Source organism: Chitinimonas taiwanensis DSM 18899, assembly GCF_900119825.1.
GTDB lineage: Bacteria > Pseudomonadota > Gammaproteobacteria > Burkholderiales > Chitinimonadaceae > Chitinimonas > Chitinimonas taiwanensis.
In genome coordinates this window covers 40,740-57,763 of record NZ_FPKR01000005.1, presented here as the reverse complement: position 1 = coordinate 57,763, position 17,024 = coordinate 40,740, and the positions used below count along the sequence as shown (strand labels likewise).

Annotated in this window: 15 protein-coding genes; 2 read left to right on the top strand and 13 right to left on the bottom strand. The window is 64.6% G+C overall.

Features of this window, described 5'->3' with window-relative positions:
• Positions 1-58: 58 nt before the first annotated feature.
• Positions 59-1,363 carry a glycosyltransferase N-terminal domain-containing protein gene (locus BT173_RS07185; RefSeq protein ID WP_072427964.1) on the bottom strand — a complete coding sequence of 435 codons (1,305 nt, stop codon included), beginning with the start codon at positions 1,361-1,363 and terminating at the stop codon, positions 59-61.
• Between the two features lie 272 nt (positions 1,364-1,635).
• Here BT173_RS07185 and BT173_RS07180 point away from each other — a divergent pair, with 272 nt between their 5' ends.
• Together BT173_RS07180 and BT173_RS07175 are read left to right on the top strand one after the other, a co-directional pair.
• Positions 1,636-2,376 (top strand): hypothetical protein, encoded by a 741-nt coding sequence (locus tag BT173_RS07180; RefSeq protein WP_084658302.1) that lies wholly within the window; start codon positions 1,636-1,638, stop codon positions 2,374-2,376.
• Positions 2,377-2,513: 137 nt separating this feature from the next.
• Complete coding sequence (locus BT173_RS07175; protein WP_245794146.1) at positions 2,514-3,110, top strand: GTP cyclohydrolase II; 597 nt, start codon at positions 2,514-2,516, stop codon at positions 3,108-3,110.
• An 80-nt stretch (positions 3,111-3,190) separates the two neighbouring features.
• On the opposite strand, the gene BT173_RS07170 is transcribed toward BT173_RS07175, so the two are convergent.
• From BT173_RS07170 to BT173_RS07115, 12 genes are read right to left on the bottom strand one after another with little or no spacing between them, the layout of a single operon-like run.
• A complete protein-coding gene (locus BT173_RS07170) occupies positions 3,191-4,915 on the bottom strand; it encodes an asparagine synthetase B family protein (protein WP_072427962.1) in 1,725 nt (574 codons plus the stop codon).
• A 28-nt stretch (positions 4,916-4,943) separates the two neighbouring features.
• Positions 4,944-5,816, bottom strand: a complete 873-nt coding sequence (locus BT173_RS07165; RefSeq protein ID WP_072427961.1) for a sialate O-acetylesterase — start codon at positions 5,814-5,816, stop codon at positions 4,944-4,946.
• Positions 5,813-6,862, bottom strand: a complete 1,050-nt coding sequence (locus tag BT173_RS07160; RefSeq protein WP_072427960.1) for an acyltransferase family protein — start codon at positions 6,860-6,862, stop codon at positions 5,813-5,815. The genes BT173_RS07165 and BT173_RS07160 overlap by 4 nt, the downstream gene beginning before the upstream one ends.
• Before the next feature lie 7 nt (positions 6,863-6,869).
• Positions 6,870-8,123 (bottom strand): pyridoxal-dependent decarboxylase, exosortase A system-associated, encoded by a 1,254-nt coding sequence (locus tag BT173_RS07155; protein WP_308417559.1) that lies wholly within the window; start codon positions 8,121-8,123, stop codon positions 6,870-6,872.
• Positions 8,120-9,715, bottom strand: coding sequence for an acyl-CoA ligase (AMP-forming), exosortase A system-associated (locus tag BT173_RS07150; RefSeq protein ID WP_072427959.1), 1,596 nt, complete (start codon positions 9,713-9,715; stop codon positions 8,120-8,122). Before BT173_RS07150 ends, BT173_RS07155 begins: the two co-directional genes overlap by 4 nt.
• Positions 9,716-9,737: 22 nt before the next feature.
• Entirely contained in the window at positions 9,738-11,243 is a 1,506-nt protein-coding gene (locus BT173_RS07145; RefSeq protein ID WP_072427958.1) for an oligosaccharide flippase family protein, read from the bottom strand.
• 7 nt (positions 11,244-11,250) lie between these two features.
• Positions 11,251-12,294, bottom strand: coding sequence for a GNAT family N-acetyltransferase (locus BT173_RS07140; protein ID WP_072427957.1), 1,044 nt, complete (start codon positions 12,292-12,294; stop codon positions 11,251-11,253).
• Positions 12,269-13,597, bottom strand: a complete 1,329-nt coding sequence (locus BT173_RS07135) for a glycosyltransferase (protein WP_245794145.1) — start codon at positions 13,595-13,597, stop codon at positions 12,269-12,271. Before BT173_RS07135 ends, BT173_RS07140 begins: the two co-directional genes overlap by 26 nt.
• 29 nt (positions 13,598-13,626) lie before the next feature.
• Entirely contained in the window at positions 13,627-14,874 is a 1,248-nt protein-coding gene (locus BT173_RS07130; protein ID WP_175545573.1) for a DegT/DnrJ/EryC1/StrS family aminotransferase, read from the bottom strand.
• 37 nt (positions 14,875-14,911) lie between these two features.
• Positions 14,912-15,856 carry a hydrolase 1, exosortase A system-associated gene (locus tag BT173_RS07125; protein WP_072427955.1) on the bottom strand — a complete coding sequence of 315 codons (945 nt, stop codon included), beginning with the start codon at positions 15,854-15,856 and terminating at the stop codon, positions 14,912-14,914.
• Positions 15,853-16,677, bottom strand: coding sequence for a hydrolase 2, exosortase A system-associated (locus BT173_RS07120; RefSeq protein ID WP_072427954.1), 825 nt, complete (start codon positions 16,675-16,677; stop codon positions 15,853-15,855). The genes BT173_RS07125 and BT173_RS07120 overlap by 4 nt, the downstream gene beginning before the upstream one ends.
• 15 nt (positions 16,678-16,692) lie before the next feature.
• Positions 16,693-16,941 carry an acyl carrier protein gene (locus BT173_RS07115; RefSeq protein WP_072427953.1) on the bottom strand — a complete coding sequence of 83 codons (249 nt, stop codon included), beginning with the start codon at positions 16,939-16,941 and terminating at the stop codon, positions 16,693-16,695.
• Positions 16,942-17,024: the final 83 nt, after the last annotated feature.

Here is a 17,024-nt window from a genome sequence, read left to right as displayed (position 1 = left end):
GCCGCCTTAGGGCGGCTTTTTTCATCGTGCGGGCTACTGGCCCGGCGGTGCGACGGCCTCAGGTCAGGCCTAGGCGCGCCCTGGCCTGGTTCAGATAGGGGCTGGCGAGCTGCCAGCTACGCTCGGTCGCGCCGCCAAAGCGCTGGTGCAGACTCTGCGCGCGCGCGGCCTGCTGGGCGGCTGTATGCGCGCGCAGGGCGGCCTGCCAGCAGTCGGCCAGGCCGCGCGCGTCGTCATGTAGCGCCACATCACCGCCCTCGGCCAGCAGCTTGAACACTGGGTAGCTGGGATAGCTGCTGTTCCAGTCGGGCAGCGCACTGACCGGCAGGCCCGCGCAGAGCGGTTCGAGCAGATTATGGTCGCGGCCGATATGGCTGGCGGCGCCAAAGCGAAACGCTGTGCGCAGCTCGCCCATGGTATCGAGCACCAAGCAGGCGGCAGCGCGGTCGGCCTCGCCCGCCAGCATGGCGCTGCGCAGCTGCTGGCTAAGGCCGAACTGCTGGCATTGCTGGGCGATATTGGCCATCACGGCCGGGTTTTCCGGGTGGCGCGGGGCCAGCAGCAGGCGCGCGTTCGCTTCCTGTTGGCGCAAAAGGGCAAAGGCGGCCAGCACCAGTTCCTGCTCGGCCGCATCGGTGACCGAGCCGGCCACGATGCTCGGGCGCCCGCTCGCCTGCAGCCAGCTGGCCAGACTATTCTCGGCTTCGGCTGGCGGGGTGCTGGACTGGGCCAGTGCATCGAACTTCATATTGCCGGTGATATGCACGCTGGCCGGCCTTGCCCCGTGCGCGAGCACGAAGTCGGCGCCGGCCTGATCCTGGATGCAGACCAGATCGAAAGCCCGTAGCCAAGCGCGGCCCAGCAGCTTGCGTTCGAGCAGATCAGCGCGACAGCTTGGTTGATAGCGATAGGGCCAACCATTGAGTAGCAGCAGGGCCGCGCCATGCCGGCGCGCGCTATGTGCCCAGGCATAGGGCAGCCGGCATGGCGCATCGGACGGTTGCAGTGGAATTTCCGCCACTAGCAGCAGCGCTGGCGGGCGTTGCGCAGCCAGCGCGGCAGCTTCCCGCGGGTCGTCGGAAATCTCTACCACCTGGGCGCTGGGAAAACGCTGTAGATAGGCGCTGCGGTAGATCTTGCGGTCGCTGAGTATGACCCAGTGTTCGGCGGGTATCAGCGTGGCGAGCCGCTCGAGAAAGCCGCCAATCGCATTCATTTCGCCAATGGTGGAAATAAATAACCAAATGGCAGGCTGTGGCCGGCCTGGCGCCAGAGGCTGGGCGACAGGCTTACCCAGGCGGGTCAGCCCATCCAGGGCGCTGAACAGATGCCAGTTCAGGCGCTGTGCGAATTCACCATGCATGCGGGTTCGGAATCCTGATCGGGCCCACTGCGATGTATGCAAGCACAAGGCGGTGGGTGGTAATAGCGTGAGCGGCCGAGTTTACGCGATGTATTGGCGTGATTCTTTATGAGTCAATATGTCTAATTTTCTAATATTCATGCGCGCTATTTAAATAATAGAAAAGACGAAATCAATTCGATGAAAAAAGCCACTGGGCCAAGACTACTATGTCGGCATAGCAGGTGCCGAGTTAGACTAATCGCCTGCTTGGCTTCTTTCTGAGGTGTGGTGTGCGTAAGTACTTGTTCCTGCTGTGCATGCTGGGTGGCCTGGCCGCCCAGGCGGATGAAATGACCTGTGGTAGCGTGGGTAATGCCTTTGGCCCATTTGATTACCGCCATCAATTCGGTGAACCCAAGCGCTTGGTGGAAAGCGCGCATTTCACCCCCTATATCGAATCACTGATCAGAGGGCGCACTGCCTTACATGTCGGTGGCGATATTGATTACACCTTGCGCGCCTTTCCCAATCATCACCGCGCGCTGTTATCCATGATGAATCTGGCCCTGCGCGAGCAGAACAATAAGCCGCGCGGCTCGCGCTATACGGTGGATTGCTGGCTCGACCGGGCCGAACGTTTTGCGCCCGACGATGGCATGGTCAAGGTGCTGTGGGCAAACTGGTTGATCAAGCAGGGCAATAAGACCGAGGCGCTGAGCAAGCTGGAAGCCGGCCTCAAGCAGGCGCCCGAATCGGACATGAATTTCGACTACAGCGTCGGTCTGGCATACTTCGACCTGCAACGTTACGAGGAATCGCTGGCTGCTGCGCAGCGCGCTTACCGTGCCGGCTTCCAACTGCCTGGCCTCAAGCAGAAGCTGAGCAAGCTTGGTCGCTGGCAAGAGCCGGCCCCCTTGCCTGAAGATGCCGAGGCCAAGCCGGCCGCGGTGCCGGAAGCTACCGTCGAGCAGGCGACACCGGCCGCCAAGACAGAAGTGGCTGAGCCGGGCAGCGCGCCTGCCGCGCCTTGAATCGGCACCGGCACTTGTAAGCGCGCCTATCGCCCCCATCTGCTCGACAAGCAGGCACGGCGAATGTCCCTCGTCGCTGCCCGACTGTTTAAATCCCCGCGATGCGCCCGTGGCCATCGCCCTGCAGATTGAATCTCATGGTTGCTCTCAAAGACAGCGTCGGCATCCCGCTCAAGGACCTGCCGGCAGGCTCGGAATTCTTTACCTTCGATGGCTTTGGCGAGGACGAGCACATTGCCGTCGCCTTTGCGCCCTGGAAGGAGCAGGCGGTGCCGCTGGTGCGCGTGCACTCGGAATGCCTGACCGGGGAGGTATTCGGCTCCGAGCTGTGTGATTGTGGTCCGCAGCTGCACGAGGCCCTGAAGATGTTCAGCCGTGAAGGCGGCATCCTGCTCTACCTGCGCCAGGAAGGGCGCGGCATCGGCCTGTACGCGAAGCTGGCTGCCTATCGCCTGCAGCAGCAGGGCATGGATACCTTCGAGGCCAATCGCTGCCTGAACCTGCCCGAGGACGGCCGCAGCTTCGAGCCGGCCGCGCAGATGCTCAAGGCCATGGGCGTGAGCAAGGTGCGCCTGCTCAGCAATAACCCGGACAAGGCGCAGCAGCTCAAGGATTACGGCATCGAGGTGCAGGAAGTGATCTCCACCGGCGTGTTCCCGACCAAGAGCAATCGTAACTATCTGGCGGCCAAGGTGCGCAAGCGTCAGCACAAGATCAAGCTTGATGGGCTGTAAGCGCCGCCCTGACTGTTAGCCAATAAAAAACCGGGTCAGGCCCGGTTTTTTATTTTTTCCCGTAGCTGCGCTGCACGGTCTCAGGCCAGTCCGTACTTGGGCGCCTTGGCCTGCAACCACTGCTCGAGCATCATCAGGATCCACACCATCTCGCCGTAATAGCCGGGGTGCTCGGTCAGCTTTTCCTCCAGCAGGCTGCGGATGAAGTCGGCACGTACGATGCCGCGCCGAGCCAGGCTATTCAGCGAGTCCTCGGCCAGGCTGCGCAGGCCGCTGTGCTGGGTGGCCCACACACCGAACGGCAGGCCGAAGCCCTGCTTCTTCTTGCTGATGATCTCGTCCGGCAGGAAGCCGCGCAGCGCCTCCTTGAAGAACCAGCGCAGCTTGAGGCCCTTGAGCTTGTAATCGGCCGGCAGGCGCAGGGAAAACTCCAGCAAGCGCTCGTCCAGCATCGGAAAGCCCACTGCCACGCCGGCCAGCTGGGTGGTGCCGACCACCTTGGGCAGATCGTTCTCTGCCAGCGTGTAGCGCCAGTCGAAGGCCAGAACCTGGTCGATGGCCTTGCCCTCCTTGGCCTGGCTCCACACTGCGCGTTGCTGCTCGGCCGGTGCCGTGCTATCCACCTGGGCCAGGAAGTCGGCCGTCAGCACCTGCTCGGTGCCCAGGCGCAGCAGCAGGTTGTACATCTGCAGTCGATCCGGCATCGGCACCTTGGCCTGTTCGACATAGCTGGCGGCCTTGCGCAAGAGCGGCACCTTGCTCAGCGCGCGCCGCTCCAGCATCGGCTCCATCAGGCCATTGCGCAGCGGCTCGGGCAGGTGTTGATACCAGCCGAATACACGTTGCTTGGCATAGCGGCTATTGCCGCCAAACAGCTCGTCGCCGCCATCGCCGGCCAGCATTTTCTCGCGCCCATCGGCACGCGCCACCTTGGCGCAGTAGAAGGCGGGCAGGGCGGATGAATTGCCGAAGGGCTGGTCGTAGTGGGCGGCCACCTCGGCAATGCTGCGCACCAGGTCTTCCGGCGTCACGTAGTACTCGTGGTGGCGGGTCTTGAAGTGCTTGGCGGCGATGCGTGCATAGGCCATCTCATCATAGCCGGCGGCATCGAAGCCGATCGAGTAGCTATTGGCGGCCTGCTCGCTGACCGCGCCCAGCATGCCGGCCACGGTGGAACTATCGGTGCCACCGCTGAGGAAGCAGCCAATCTTGCTCGGATCGAGCTGGCCGAGCTGGGTGGCGACCGAATCCTTGAGCAGCTGGCGGAAAGTGGCGCGGAAGGATTCGAAGGAGCTGTGATGATCCTCGTGAAAGCTCGCGGTCCAGTAGGGCGATACCTCGAGCTCACCGCCCTCGAACAGTGCGTAATGGGCGGGTGGCAGGCGCAGCACATCGCGGAAGATGGTGCGCGGCGAGGGGATCATATGGAAATACAGATAGTCGAAGATCGCCTGCGGGTCGATCTGCGCCTCGCGCTCAGTATCCTGGCTGATCAGCTCGTCGGCGCGCTGGGCGAAGCGCAGCTGGTGGCCGTCCTGCCGGTAGCACAGGGTGCGGATGGCAAAACGGTCGACCGCCAGATAGATGCGCCCCTGACCGTCGTTGAGTGCGACCGCGAAATCGCCGCTCACACTGGCGGCACAGCGCACACCATCGCGCTTGAAGGCGGTCAGCCAGGCAGCTTCCAGTCCTTCGGTGCGGGCGATGCGGGCCAGATTCGCATCGGCAAAGCGTGGATTGCCGTGACAGAGCACGCTGGCATTGGCCTGGCTGCTGGCAGTCGGGGTCGAGGCGCTGAGTATCATAGTGAAATCATCCAGATATAACGTTTATTCAATGGCTTGCCTGTACTTGGACCACGCTCTGCTGCTTGCTGGCCCAGTCGCGCAAGGGGGCGACCCAGCTGGCGGCGGCAGCTTGCAGACCGGTGCGGGAAAAATGACAGCCGCCCGAGCGTGCCGGGCCTTGCAGCGCATCGGTATCCGGCCCGGCCAGAAAGCCGGCTGCCTGCAAGGCGAGCTCGGTCTGCACGGCATGGATGGCCTGATGTTGGGCCGGCGGGCAATAGCTGGAGCGTGCGAGCATGATGGGCGCCGACACACCACCGGCATGCAACTGGGCCTGTAGCTTGTGTAGGCCTTGCCGATACGCGTCCGGCGTGGTCGCCGCGCGGCTATCGGCCTCGCCCTGCTGCCAGAGCACGAGGTCGACCTTGAGCTGGCTGGCTCGCAGTTGTAGCAGCAGCTGTTGCCATTGGCTGTGCAGTGGGCCGGCCTCGGTCCAGTCGGCCAGGCGCGTGCTTTCCACTGCCAGCAGGACAAACAGCAGGGGTCTGCCCGCCAGCTCGCCGCCCAGGGCCTGGTTCAGCCATGGCCACAAGCTATCGCCCTGGCCGGTGGCGCCGGGCAGCGGTGCCTGGGCGCGGTAGCAATCGCCGCCATGCCAGAGCGAGAGCGGCGGCGCGGGCTGCGGGCCTGGCTCGGCATGGTTGGCCGCATTCGACTGCCCGAGCACCAGCAGCACCAGCGGCTGTTGCGCACGCAGCATGGCGCAGTCGATACGGGCGGCCGCGGTCGGCGTGTGCAGCGTGGCCATGCGCTGGGCGAGGCTGGTCTCGGCCGCTGGCGGGCGCAGCAGCAGGGCGGCCATACCGCTCAAGGCCAGTAGCAGCAGGCCGGCGCTGCCGGCAGCACGGCGGAATCTCATCGCACCTCCACGGCAGCAGCCGGTGCCTGGGCTTGCTGGCGGCGCTTGTAGCGCGTGCGTATCCAGTGCATGGCCGGTTGCTCGACCAGCCGGGTCAGCAGCGTGGCTAAGCCCAGCGACAGGGCCAGCACCACAAGGATGCTCAAATTGCTATTGAGGCCGGCGGCCTGCAGCTGGCGCATGACGGCCCAGCCGATGTTTTCATGCAGCAGGTACAGGGTGTAGGAAATGGCGCCCAGCCAGACCAGCACGGGTTGGCGCAGTAAGGGCAGGCGGCCGCTGGTCGCCCCATACAGCAGCGCGGCGAGGCCGGCGGCCAGCACGGCCATCGCCGGGCCATCGACGATGGCCAACAGCAGGATCGCCGCCAGCAGCACGCCCCAGTCGCGACCATGCGGGCCTGCGGTCTGGCTCAGCCGGTAGATCATGATGCCGGCGCCGAACCAGGGGATGAACTTCAGGATCAGCAGGCGGAACACGGTCCAGGGCAGGTCGATCTGCAGGCCGGTTTCGAAGCCGAAGTAGATCAGGCGTAGCGCGAACAGTAGGCCCAACAGCAGGTGGATATGCGTGAGCCAGCCCAGGCGGAAGATCAGCAAGGCCCAGGCATAGAAGATCAGCTCCACTTCCAGGGTCCAGTACACGCCATCCACATGCGCAATGCCGAACAGGCTGTGGAACATGCTCAGATTGGCCAGCGCGGTCGGCAGGCTGACTGTCTTGCCGGGCAGGCCCAGCCAGCTGGTGATCAGGAAGGTCAGGATCACCGCCGCCCAGAAGGCCGGATACAGGCGGCTGAAACGAGAGACGACGAAATCGAGCGGCCGGCGTGTGCGTTCCAGGGTCATGAAGATCACGAAGCCGCTGATCATGAAGAACAGGTTCACCCCGTAATGGCCCCAGGGCAGCGCGAACATCGGCGCCTGGCTATGGCCATACAAATCCTGGTAGCGGGTGGTGTAATGAAATAACACCACCAGCAGCGCCGCGATGCCACGTAGCGCGTCGAGTTCACTCAACCGGGAGGAGGTGGGCGCGCCGCTCATGCTCGACTCACACCAGCACTTCCAGCGCGGCTTCGTGGCCAAGGAAGGCCTGCGGGCTGGCCGTATGGCCATAGGCGCCCGACTGATAGATGACTACCAGATCACCGGGCTGCGCCTCGTTCAGGTTCATCTTGTCGCCGAGCAGATCGAGCGGTGTACACAGCGGGCCAACCACCGATACACCGCTTTCCACGGGCGCCTCTAGGCGGTTGCCGATGGCGACCGGGTAGTTCTTGCGGATCACCTGGCCGAAATTGCCCGAGGCGGACAGATGGTGGTGTAAACCGCCATCGGTGACCAGATAGACCTGGCCGCGCGACACCTTGCGGTCGAGCACGCGCGCCACATAGATGCCGGCCTCGCCGACCAGGTAACGGCCGAGCTCGATCACCAGCTCGGCCTGTGGCAGGGCTTCGCGCGCCTCGCGCTGAATCTGGGCCAGATTGGCGCCGATGCTGGCGAGATCAAGACGCTGCTCGCCTGGGAAATAGGGAATGCCAAAGCCGCCGCCCAGATTGAGGAAACGCACCGGGCTGGGCGCGTGTTCGGCCAGGCGCAAGGCCAGCGCATAGCTTTGGCATTGCGCGTCCACGATGGCTTCCGGTTTCAGGCTTTGCGAGCCCGAAAACAGATGAAAGCCCTCGAAATCAAGCTCGGCGCGGCCGATGGCGGCCAGCAGCTCGGGCACCTGCTCGGCATCCACGCCGAATTGCTTGGGGCCGCCGCCCATCTTCATGCCCGAGTGCTTGAGCTCGAAGTCGGGATTTACCCTGACCGCCACGCGCGCGCGGTAGCCGCTATCGCGAGTTATCTCGGCCAGCAGGCTCACCTCGCGAAACGACTCGATATTGATCAGGATGCCGGCCGCCACCGCCTGGGCCAGCTCCTCGTGCCGCTTGCCCGGCCCGGCAAAGCTGATCTCCGCCGGGTCAGCGCCGCTATCGAGCGCCACGCGCAGCTCGCCGGCCGACGCCACGTCGATACCATCGACAAGGCCGGCCATATGGCAGACCACGGCCGGCATCGGATTGGCCTTCATCGCGTAATGCAGCTTGAGCCCAGATGGCAGCGCCGCGCGCAGCTCGGCCACGCGCTGGCTGAGCAGGCTGCGGTCGTAGGCATAGAAGGGCGTGCGGCCCACGCGGGCGGCCAGGCGGCTGAGCGGCATACCGCCGATCAGCAGCTCATCGCCCTGGCGGGCAAACTGGTCCATGGGCGCGTGGGTGGGCAGGCTGCGCGCCGGCTGCGCTTCGTTACTCATGCGGACTCCTGGCTCAGCCATTCGCTGGCGAGCGTCTTGCGGTCTATCTTGCCATTCGGGTTGCGCGGCAGCGGGCCGGTGCGGCCGACGATGCCGGCCGGCACCATATAGGCGGGCATGCGGCTGCGGCACTCGGCCTGTAGGGCGGCGATATCGAGCTCGGCACCGTCCGGTGCGGTGGCAATCACCTGAATGGCCTGGCCCAGGCTCGCGTGCTCGACGCCGAAGGCCACGCATTCACCGACCAGACGGGTGGCGTAGAGGATTTCCTCCACCTCGGTCGGGCTGACCCGGTAGCCCGAGGTCTTGATCATCTCGTCGCGCCGGCCAATGAAATAGAGAAAGCCTTCCTCGTCCTGGCGTACGGTGTCGCCCGAGAACACGGCCAGCTCGGGCAGCACCAGTCCGCCCTGACGGCCCGGCGCATGGCTGGGCAGCGGCTTGTAGCGCTCGGCGGTCTTTTCCGGATCATTCCAGTAACCCATACCGACCAGCGCACCACGATGCACGAGTTCGCCCGGTTCATGCGGCGCACAGGGGCTGCCGTCCTCGCGCAGCACGAGGATCTCGGCATTCGGGATCGCCTTGCCGATCGAATCGGGGCGCCTGTCCACCTCTTCAGGTGGCAGATAGGTGGAGCGGAAGGCCTCGGTCAGCCCGTACATCAGGAAGGGCTGGGTTTGTGGCAGCTGGCCGCGCAGGGTCTGCAGCGTTTCGCGCGGCATGCGCCCGCCGGTATTGGCGAAGTAACGCAGATGTTCGGTAATGCCCGTGGGCCAGCTCAGCTGGGCGAGCTGGATATACAGCGGCGGTACGGCGGTCAGGCCGGTCACCCGCTCGCGTTCGAGCGCCTTCAGCACATCGCGCGGCAAAAGGTAGTTGAGCAGCACCACGGCCGCACCGCTATGGAAGGCCGTGGTCAGCTGGCTGAAGCCGGCATCGAAGGACAGCGGCAGCGCGGCGAGCAGTATGTCATCCGGTCCATTGCGCAGATAGCTGGCCACGCTCTTGGCGCCGGCCACCATATTGCGGTGCGACAGCACCACGCCCTTGGGTTTGCCGGTGCTGCCCGAGGTGTACAGGATGGCTGCCATATCCACATCGATGAGCCGGTGGCCGGCCTGGGCCGGCGCTGCCAGCAGCGCATCCCAGCGACTGAGCTCCAGCGCACCGCCCAGCGCGAGCTCGGCCGTGCCAAGCGCCACGATATGGCGCAGATCGTGGCAGGCGGGCAGCGTGTCCTCTAGCAGGGCCAGGCGCTCGGGCGAGCTGACCAGCACGCGCACATTGCAGTCGCGCAGGATATAGCCGACTTGCTCTGGCTTGAGCAGCGGATTGAGCGGCACAAACACGCAGCCGGCCGCCGTGGCGCCAAAGCTGGCGATCACGGTTTCGAAGCGCTTTTCCAGATAGATGGCCACACGCTCGCCACGCTGCAAACCGAGTTGCAGCAGGCCGTGGGCAAAGCCGCGCACCGCCGCGGCCAGCTGCGCATAGCTGAGCGATTCGCCCTGATAACGCAGGGCAAGGGCAGCGGGGGTGCGCTGGGCCGAGGCGAAGATCAATTCATGCAGGAGCGTGGTATCGGTCATGGTCGCAAGTCAAAGCAGGGCATCAGGTAGGGGAGAGCTTGGCGCGGCGTGGGCGCACACGCTGCCAGAGGCGGTCGATCTCATCGTAGACCGGGTGGCGGCATAGCCGCACCGCCAGCAGCCAGCCAAGCGCGCCGGCCATGACCACCAGGATCAGGCGCAGCAAGGCGGGCAGGCCGGCCTGCTGGCATAGCCAGAGCGTGCCGAACTGGCCGGTCAGCGAGCCGAGCGCGACGGCGACGCTGGCCAAACTGGGCGCAAACAGGCGCCGTGCCGGCTGCTGCAACACGATGGCCAGCTGGCGCGCATACAGCACCAGCATCAAGGTATTGCTGAATGCCCAGACCAGGGCCACCGCATGCAGACTGATGAAGGCCGCACCGAGTACCCCGAGCAGATGCACGGGCGCGCAGCACAGCGAGATCTGTAGGCGGCGCTTCACATTGCCGGTGGCGGCCATCAGGTTGGGGGCCAGCGCAATCAGATAGGCGGGCAGCAGCGACAGCGCAAGCAGGCTGGTAATCGGTGCCGCCGCATCCCACTGATGACCGAATAGCACCAGGATGATGTCGGCCGCCATTAGCGCCACAAAGCCGAGGAAGGTGAAGCCGATGCTGGTGAAGATGGCCGTGCCGCGCGCAAAGGTGCCAGCCAGCGGAATGCCGGCGCGGTGGTCGGTGGCAAAGCTCGGGCTGGCTACGCGCAGGATGGCCGAGGTGATATTGGTGAAGAACAGTTCGATCAGGCCAAAGGCGCGGCTGAACAGGCCGACCGCGTCGAAGCCGAATTGCTTGGCGATGATGAATTCATGCGCATTGCGGCTGGTGGATTCGACGATGCGCGAGCTGACGAACATCAGCCCGTACTGGAACACGGCGCTGGCGGCTTTCAGATTGGGCAACAGCAGCGATTCTTTCGGCCGCAGCCAGGCCAGCATCAGGGTCTGCACCACGATGCTGGCAATCGGCGCCCAGGCGAGGCTCATATAGCCATAACCCCGCCAGGCAAGCGACACCGCCGTGCCTGCATGCACGACGCTGCAGACGGTCTGGATCACGAAGATCTTCTTGAAAGCCATCTCGCGATTAAGCAGCGCATAGGCAGGCGAGGCAAAGGGCAGGATCAGGAAATTCAGGCTGAGCACGGCCAGTACCTCGGCCACGCCGGGCTCTGCATAGAAGTCGGCCAGTACACCGCGCAGCAGCAGGATGAGCGCGGCGATGCTCCAGGCGGTGAGCAGCGCCACGCCAAAGGCCGCGCGCAGTTTTTCCGCCGTCAGCTGTTTTTCCTGGATCAGATATTCGCTGATGCCGAAGTCGCGCAGGATGCTGGCCAGCACGGTAAAGGCCGCGCACAGCGAAAACACGCCGACCTGGGCCGGGGTGAGCAGGCGCGCCAGCAGCATCGTGCTGGCCAGGGTGATCAGCAGGCTGGCGTATCGCTCGGCAAACGACCAGAGCAGGGCGCCGCGTACCGATAGTGCCGGCTTGGCGGTGTTGGGGGCGTGCTGGGGAATGGACTGGCTCAAGGCGCGCTCACTCGGCCACTGCTTCGGCCGGCTTGCGCTGGCGCAGCTTCTGCAGCCCGGTGTGTACGGCCTTCAGCATGCCCCAGCGATAGACGGTGGCGTGATAAATGGGCCGCTTGGTCTCGGTCCAGCGCGTGTGCCATTCCATCACCTTGCCGTAAAACTCGATGCGCTTGAAACGGCCTTCCTCGAACAGGGCCTGGAACTCATCCTGGCGCATCAGGGTGGACGGCGAGATGGTCTTGTAGGACTCGTCGTACGCGGTCTTCAGGATCACGATGCTGTCGCCGCTGTCTATGCACAGGTCCATCGACACTACCTTGTCGCCAAAGCGGTAGCGGTAAATGCGCGCGCGCCCCATGGCGCAGAAGTTTTCCAGCATCTGGCGGTAAAAACGCCCCTGGGCATTGTCCGGATGCACGGCCGTACCATTGGCGGCCTTCCAGCCTGCGCTTTCCAGCTGACCGTAATCGGCCATGGCGGCCGCCACCTGGGCCGGGTCGACCAGGCATTCGAGCGTGGTCGTGGTCGCCTCGCTCTGCAATTTGTTGCGCTGCTTGCGGGTGTTCTGCTTGAGATTCTTGCCGCGGCTTTCCCAATAGCTGTCGAAGTCGCCCGCGATGTCCAGCCAGGCGGTCTCGATATAGTCCTGGGTGCTCACACTGTCGCCATCCTGTGGCCGTGGGCTCAGGCGCGAGTCGAGCTGGGGGAGGCCTAGGCCGAGCGCCATGCCGGGCAGGGCCACGATCAGACCTTGGGCCAGCTCGGCCAGCGGCAGGGTGGGCAGGGCAAGCCAGGCGCCCAGCGGCAGCTGGGAGGGCTGGAACAGCTCCCACAGGCCGAGCTTGCCCGGGCGCAGCAGGGCTGCGGCCACCGCCTGGCCTTGCTCGCGGGCCATCGCCAGGCGTTCGTTGCCGCTGCCGAATTCGGCCAGCAGTGGCAGCAGGAAGGAGCTCTCCAGAAAAGGCAGGCCCATGCTGCGTGCCTGCAGCGCATCCCACTCGCCAGCTAGCTCACGTAGCTGCTCAATCGGATAAATCTGCCAGTTCATGGCTTTCCTCTTCCTTGCCGCGCGTGGCGGCAATGCTGGTTTTGCGATTGGGCTTGACTGCGCGCTGGTGCAGGCCATCTAGCAAATGCGCGAGTTCACGCGCGCGCTCGCTACGTGCCGCTGCGCTGACCACCTCTGGTTTGGCCACGGGCGCTGTGCCCGCATCCATGCTGCGCAGAAAGTCTTGCAAGGTGATGGCAATCTGCGCCGCATCATCGAGCGCGGCGATATGCGGCAGGCCGGCCGCGCGCATGGCGGTGGCTGTGTCACCCGCCGGGTCGGTCAGCGCACAGATCGGGCGGCTGGCACGCAGGTATTCATAGAACTTGGCCGGAATCTGCGCATTGCAGTCAGCCGACTGCATAAGCAGCAGACCATCGGCGCGCAGCATCTCGGCCAGCGCGGCCCGGTAGGGTAGGGCGGGCAGTATTTCAACCTGCTCCTGCAGGTCGTAGCGCTCGCGCAGTGTGGCGATGAATGCATCGTGGACCGGGGCGCGAAAGCGCAGCACGCAGCGCTGGGCGAGCTCGGGCTGGCTGTTGAGCAGACTGCGCAGTGCCGCAAACAGCGCTTCCGGATTGCGCCAGGCCGGGTAGACGATGCCGCTATGCAGCAGCACGCGTTTGCTGGCCAGTAGCGGCGCGAGCTCGGGCTGACCTAGGTCGGCGAAGCTGGCTTCGTCGTAACCGTTTTCCACTACATGAATGCGCGCCGCCGCGGTTGGGTAGCGCGTGCGGTACAGGGCTGCCGCGCCCGGGGTGGCAAATACGGCCAGATCGGCGCGTGCGAAGACGCGCTGCTCGGTACGCAGGAAGCTCTGCCAGGTTTGTGCATCTTCGGGGTAACCGTCGTGCGCCATCGGGTCGCGAAAGTCGGCCACCCAGGGCAGGCCGCTCAGGCGGGCCAGCCAGTAGCCGATCAGATGGGCGCTGGGAATTGGGTAGGTGCTCCACAGCACGGCTGGCCGCTGGCGGCGGATCAGCAGCCAGCCGCGCGGAATCGCACCGAGCAACCAGCTGGTCCAGCGATCGGGCCGCGCCAGCCAACCCGGATAACGCCGCCAGAGCGAGAGATGGCGGCGTGCATCGAGCGCAAACGCGCGGTTGACCAGGACCTGGGCTGGCACTTCGGCCAGCAGCTCCTCACTACAGGCTTCGTAGGCGCGCGGATGGGCACTGAGCACCATGGGCTGCCAGCCAAAGCGCGGCAGATCGCGCACGAAATGCAGGGTGCGCAGAATGCCGCTGCTGCCTTTCAGTGGCGGGAAATGGTAGGCAATCATCAGCACGCGCCGCTCAACCATGTGCCCGCCTGCTGCCGCTGTGGCGCGGATCAGCCCGCATAGACACGGCTGATCTCCTTTACCAGCACGGCGATTTCTTCGGCCTGCAGGTCCTGATGGCAGGGTAGCTGTAAGACATGGTGCGACCAGGCCAGGCCTTGGTCGCCGGCCAGACTGGGCACATCGTGCCAAGGGCGATCCCAGCGCGACAACGGTACACCGGCCTCGCGCAGGGCCTGATAGCCGGGATCGGGCTGGTCGACCCAGAGTGGGAAGACATAGGGCGCGCAATCATCTGGCAGGCTGCGGAACAGCGGACGCAGATGCGGATGCTCGGCGAAGGCGGCCAGTAGGCGGCGGAAATTGTCGCGCCGGCCTTCAACGATGCGCTCACGCGGCGATTGCCTGGCTACCCAGGTGGCAGCCGAGGTCAGCGCACGGTGCGACAGCGCCATATCGATGGAGAAGCCTTCCAGACTGTCGCTGCCCGATGCCGGTTCGGCCTCGTTCTGCCGGCTACGCCGCAGCGTCTTGCGCGGCGCGTTCAATAGCGTGAACAAGCCACCCAGCGCGGTATTCAGGCCACGGAAGCGGCGGAACATGGTGCCGACCTGCACCATGTCTACGGCGGCCTTGATCTGGCTGACCGCACCGGCGGCGCTCTGTTGCGGCAGGGCCAGCGTGCGACCATTGACGGTCAGGCAGCCGCCTTCCGGCACCGGCAGGAATTTGGTCAGACTGGCGATGGCCAGATCCCCCCAGCTGCCTATGGGACGGCCTTCGCTGCTGCCGAACAGGGCATGTGCGCAGTCTTCGATCAGGGCAATGCCGTGTTGATCGCACCATGCGCGCAGGCGCTGCATGGGCTGGGGCAGCCCGAAGAAGTGGGCGGCCAACAGCGCGCGTACCCCGCGCAGGTCCTGTGCGGCAATCCATTCCAGCGCCGGTGCACCGCTGGCGCTGATCGGGTAAAACAAAGGCTGTGCGCCAAGCGCTACCACCGGGGCCACCATGGTCGGGCAGTGGTAGGTGGGCACCAGCACACGGTCACCGGCGCGGATGTCGAGCATCTCCAAGGCCAGCAGAATGGACGCGCGCCCGCTAGTAGTGAACTGCACGCCAGGGTGTTCGAGCAGGCAGGGCATGGGCGAGCGGCGCCGGCCACGCAAGGTGCTCCAGCCCAGCACGGGCAGGCGCGGTATCGGGGCGGGTAGCTTGGCCTGTTGAGCAGTCAGCGGCATGGCGGCAAGCAGGAGGCTGCGCTGGCGGCCAAGCCGGCAGGGCGTTGTGGGTGGCATTGGCCTTGGTGTGGCCGGCATGGAGAGTTGGCCATGGTTAGCCTTGCACGGGATGGGCAAGCGGATCGCCGCTCAGGCGCGGGGTAGCCGATTTGCTGGTTTCGCCACCGGCCATGCTTGCAGTTTCTGGGGCGGCTAGGTTTTGCTGCAGCCATTGGCTGGTCTGCTCTTCCACCCAGCCACGCCAGGCGGCGCAGGAGAACGTATGGTCAGCTTCATCGAGCTGCTGGCGGCGTAAATGGGGCTTGTTCATCCAGCCTTGCCAGTCGGCATCCGTAGCCGTGTGCTCGAGAAATTCCTTGGCGGTGAAGTCCTGTCCGCTCAGCAGCAGCAGCAGCGGGCCGGGGAAGTCGCGCCAGGCCGCAGCCATCTTCTGCTGGTAAGACAGGCTGGGCGTGGCCTGGCGCGTTTTGCGCAGGCTGCTCAGCTTGCTGAGGAATTCAAGCAGGCTGGCACGCACTTGCACCTCGCCGCTGAATAGCTTGCGCCAGAACGCCGGCTCGAGCAGCCTTTGCAGATAGTAATGTTTGACCTGCACACGGGCTTGAAGCTGGGGCGAACGCAGCCAGGGGTTGAGCAGGCACAGGCCATGAATGCGCGTATCGCGGCGTGCATGCCAGTACAGCAGTGCAGCCGAGGCCGCATCGCACAAGCCCCACAGTACAAAGCGCTTGATTTGCGGTTGTGCTTGCTGAAACGCATCCAGTGCTGCGGCAATGTCCTGCTCCACCGCTTCGAAATGGGGAATCTCACCGCTGCTATCGCCCATGCCGTGGAAATCAAAGCGCAGGCTAGGCAAGCCTTGATTGGCCAGATGCCGGGCAAGCAGGGTGAACTGGCGGTGGCTACCGATGCGGTACTGCGGCCCACCCACCAGAATCAGCACGCCCAGATCGCTATCCGAGCCAGCTGCGCTATTCAATATGCCGAGCAAGCATTGATCTGTGCAGCAGAACTGCAACGGGCGTTCCGACCAGCTCATGCTGTTACCTCACGGCCCTGTAGCAATGCAAGGCTGCTCTCCACCAGTTCGGGGCAGTCGCTGATCTCGACGGTTTGCCAGAAGGCAGGGCCGGGCAGTGAGGTCGCTTTAACCATGAAGCCCGCACTGCGCCAGCTGTCCAGGCAGGTTTGTGCGGCAGGGGGCAAGGCGGCATCGGCACGATTCTGTATCTGTACCCAAAGCAATCTGCCGCCCTGCGGGGGAGGCGCCAGCTCGGCTGCCTCAAGGCCAGCGTGCAAAGCCGGGCTGAGCCGATAGCCGGCAATTTCGACCGTCTGCCCCGCAGCCAGGGCGGTGCGAAGCTCGGAAGCACCGACCTTATCATGCTTGCCGAGCAAGGCGGCGGCACTTTGCAGACGGAAGAACTGCTGCAGGAATTGCTTGCCGGACAACACCGGCTGCCAGAACAGGAGCTGAGTCGGTTGTGCCAACTGCGCGGCCGCCGCCCTGGCCAGAAGGCAGCCGGTACGCAGGCCGAAGAGCCAGATGGTCGGGCTGACGTGGTCGCGTAGCCAGGCATGGGCAGCCAGCAGATCATCAACCCAGCCATCCCAACTGGCCGCACCGAAATCGCCCTCGCTATCGCCACAGCCGTGCAGATCGATCAGCAAGCTTGCATAGCCTTGCGCGGCCAAGCCTCGCCCTAGCGCCGCCAAGGCGCGGCGCGATTTATTCATTTCCTCGGCAAAGGGTTGGGCCAATAGCACGGCACCCAGGCAGGGCTGGCCGGCGGCGGGCCTGTGCAGGGTGCAGAAACGCTGACCTGCCGAGGTGGGCAGAAAGAAAGCCTCAAGAGACATGGTGCGTGCAGTGCACTAGGCGAGTTTGGCCTGAACAAAGGCAAGCAGGCTGGCGACTGTTGCAAATACCTCACCATCGATCTCGTCATCAGCAATCGACAAGCCGAGCGAATCTTCCAGCATGGTCAGCAAAGCTACCACCGCCATCGAGTCGAGCTCGGGAATGGCGCCCAGCAAAGCGGTCTCATCAGTAAACGTCAAAGCCTTGCCGTTCAGGCTCAATACTTCATCCAGTATTTCTAATACGCTATTTCTAATATTCATTTGATGCCTTGAATAGACGAGCTGTGTGGCGGCAGCCTACCAAAAATTGCCAGGGGCGGCGACTGGGGCCGGCGTGAATAGTG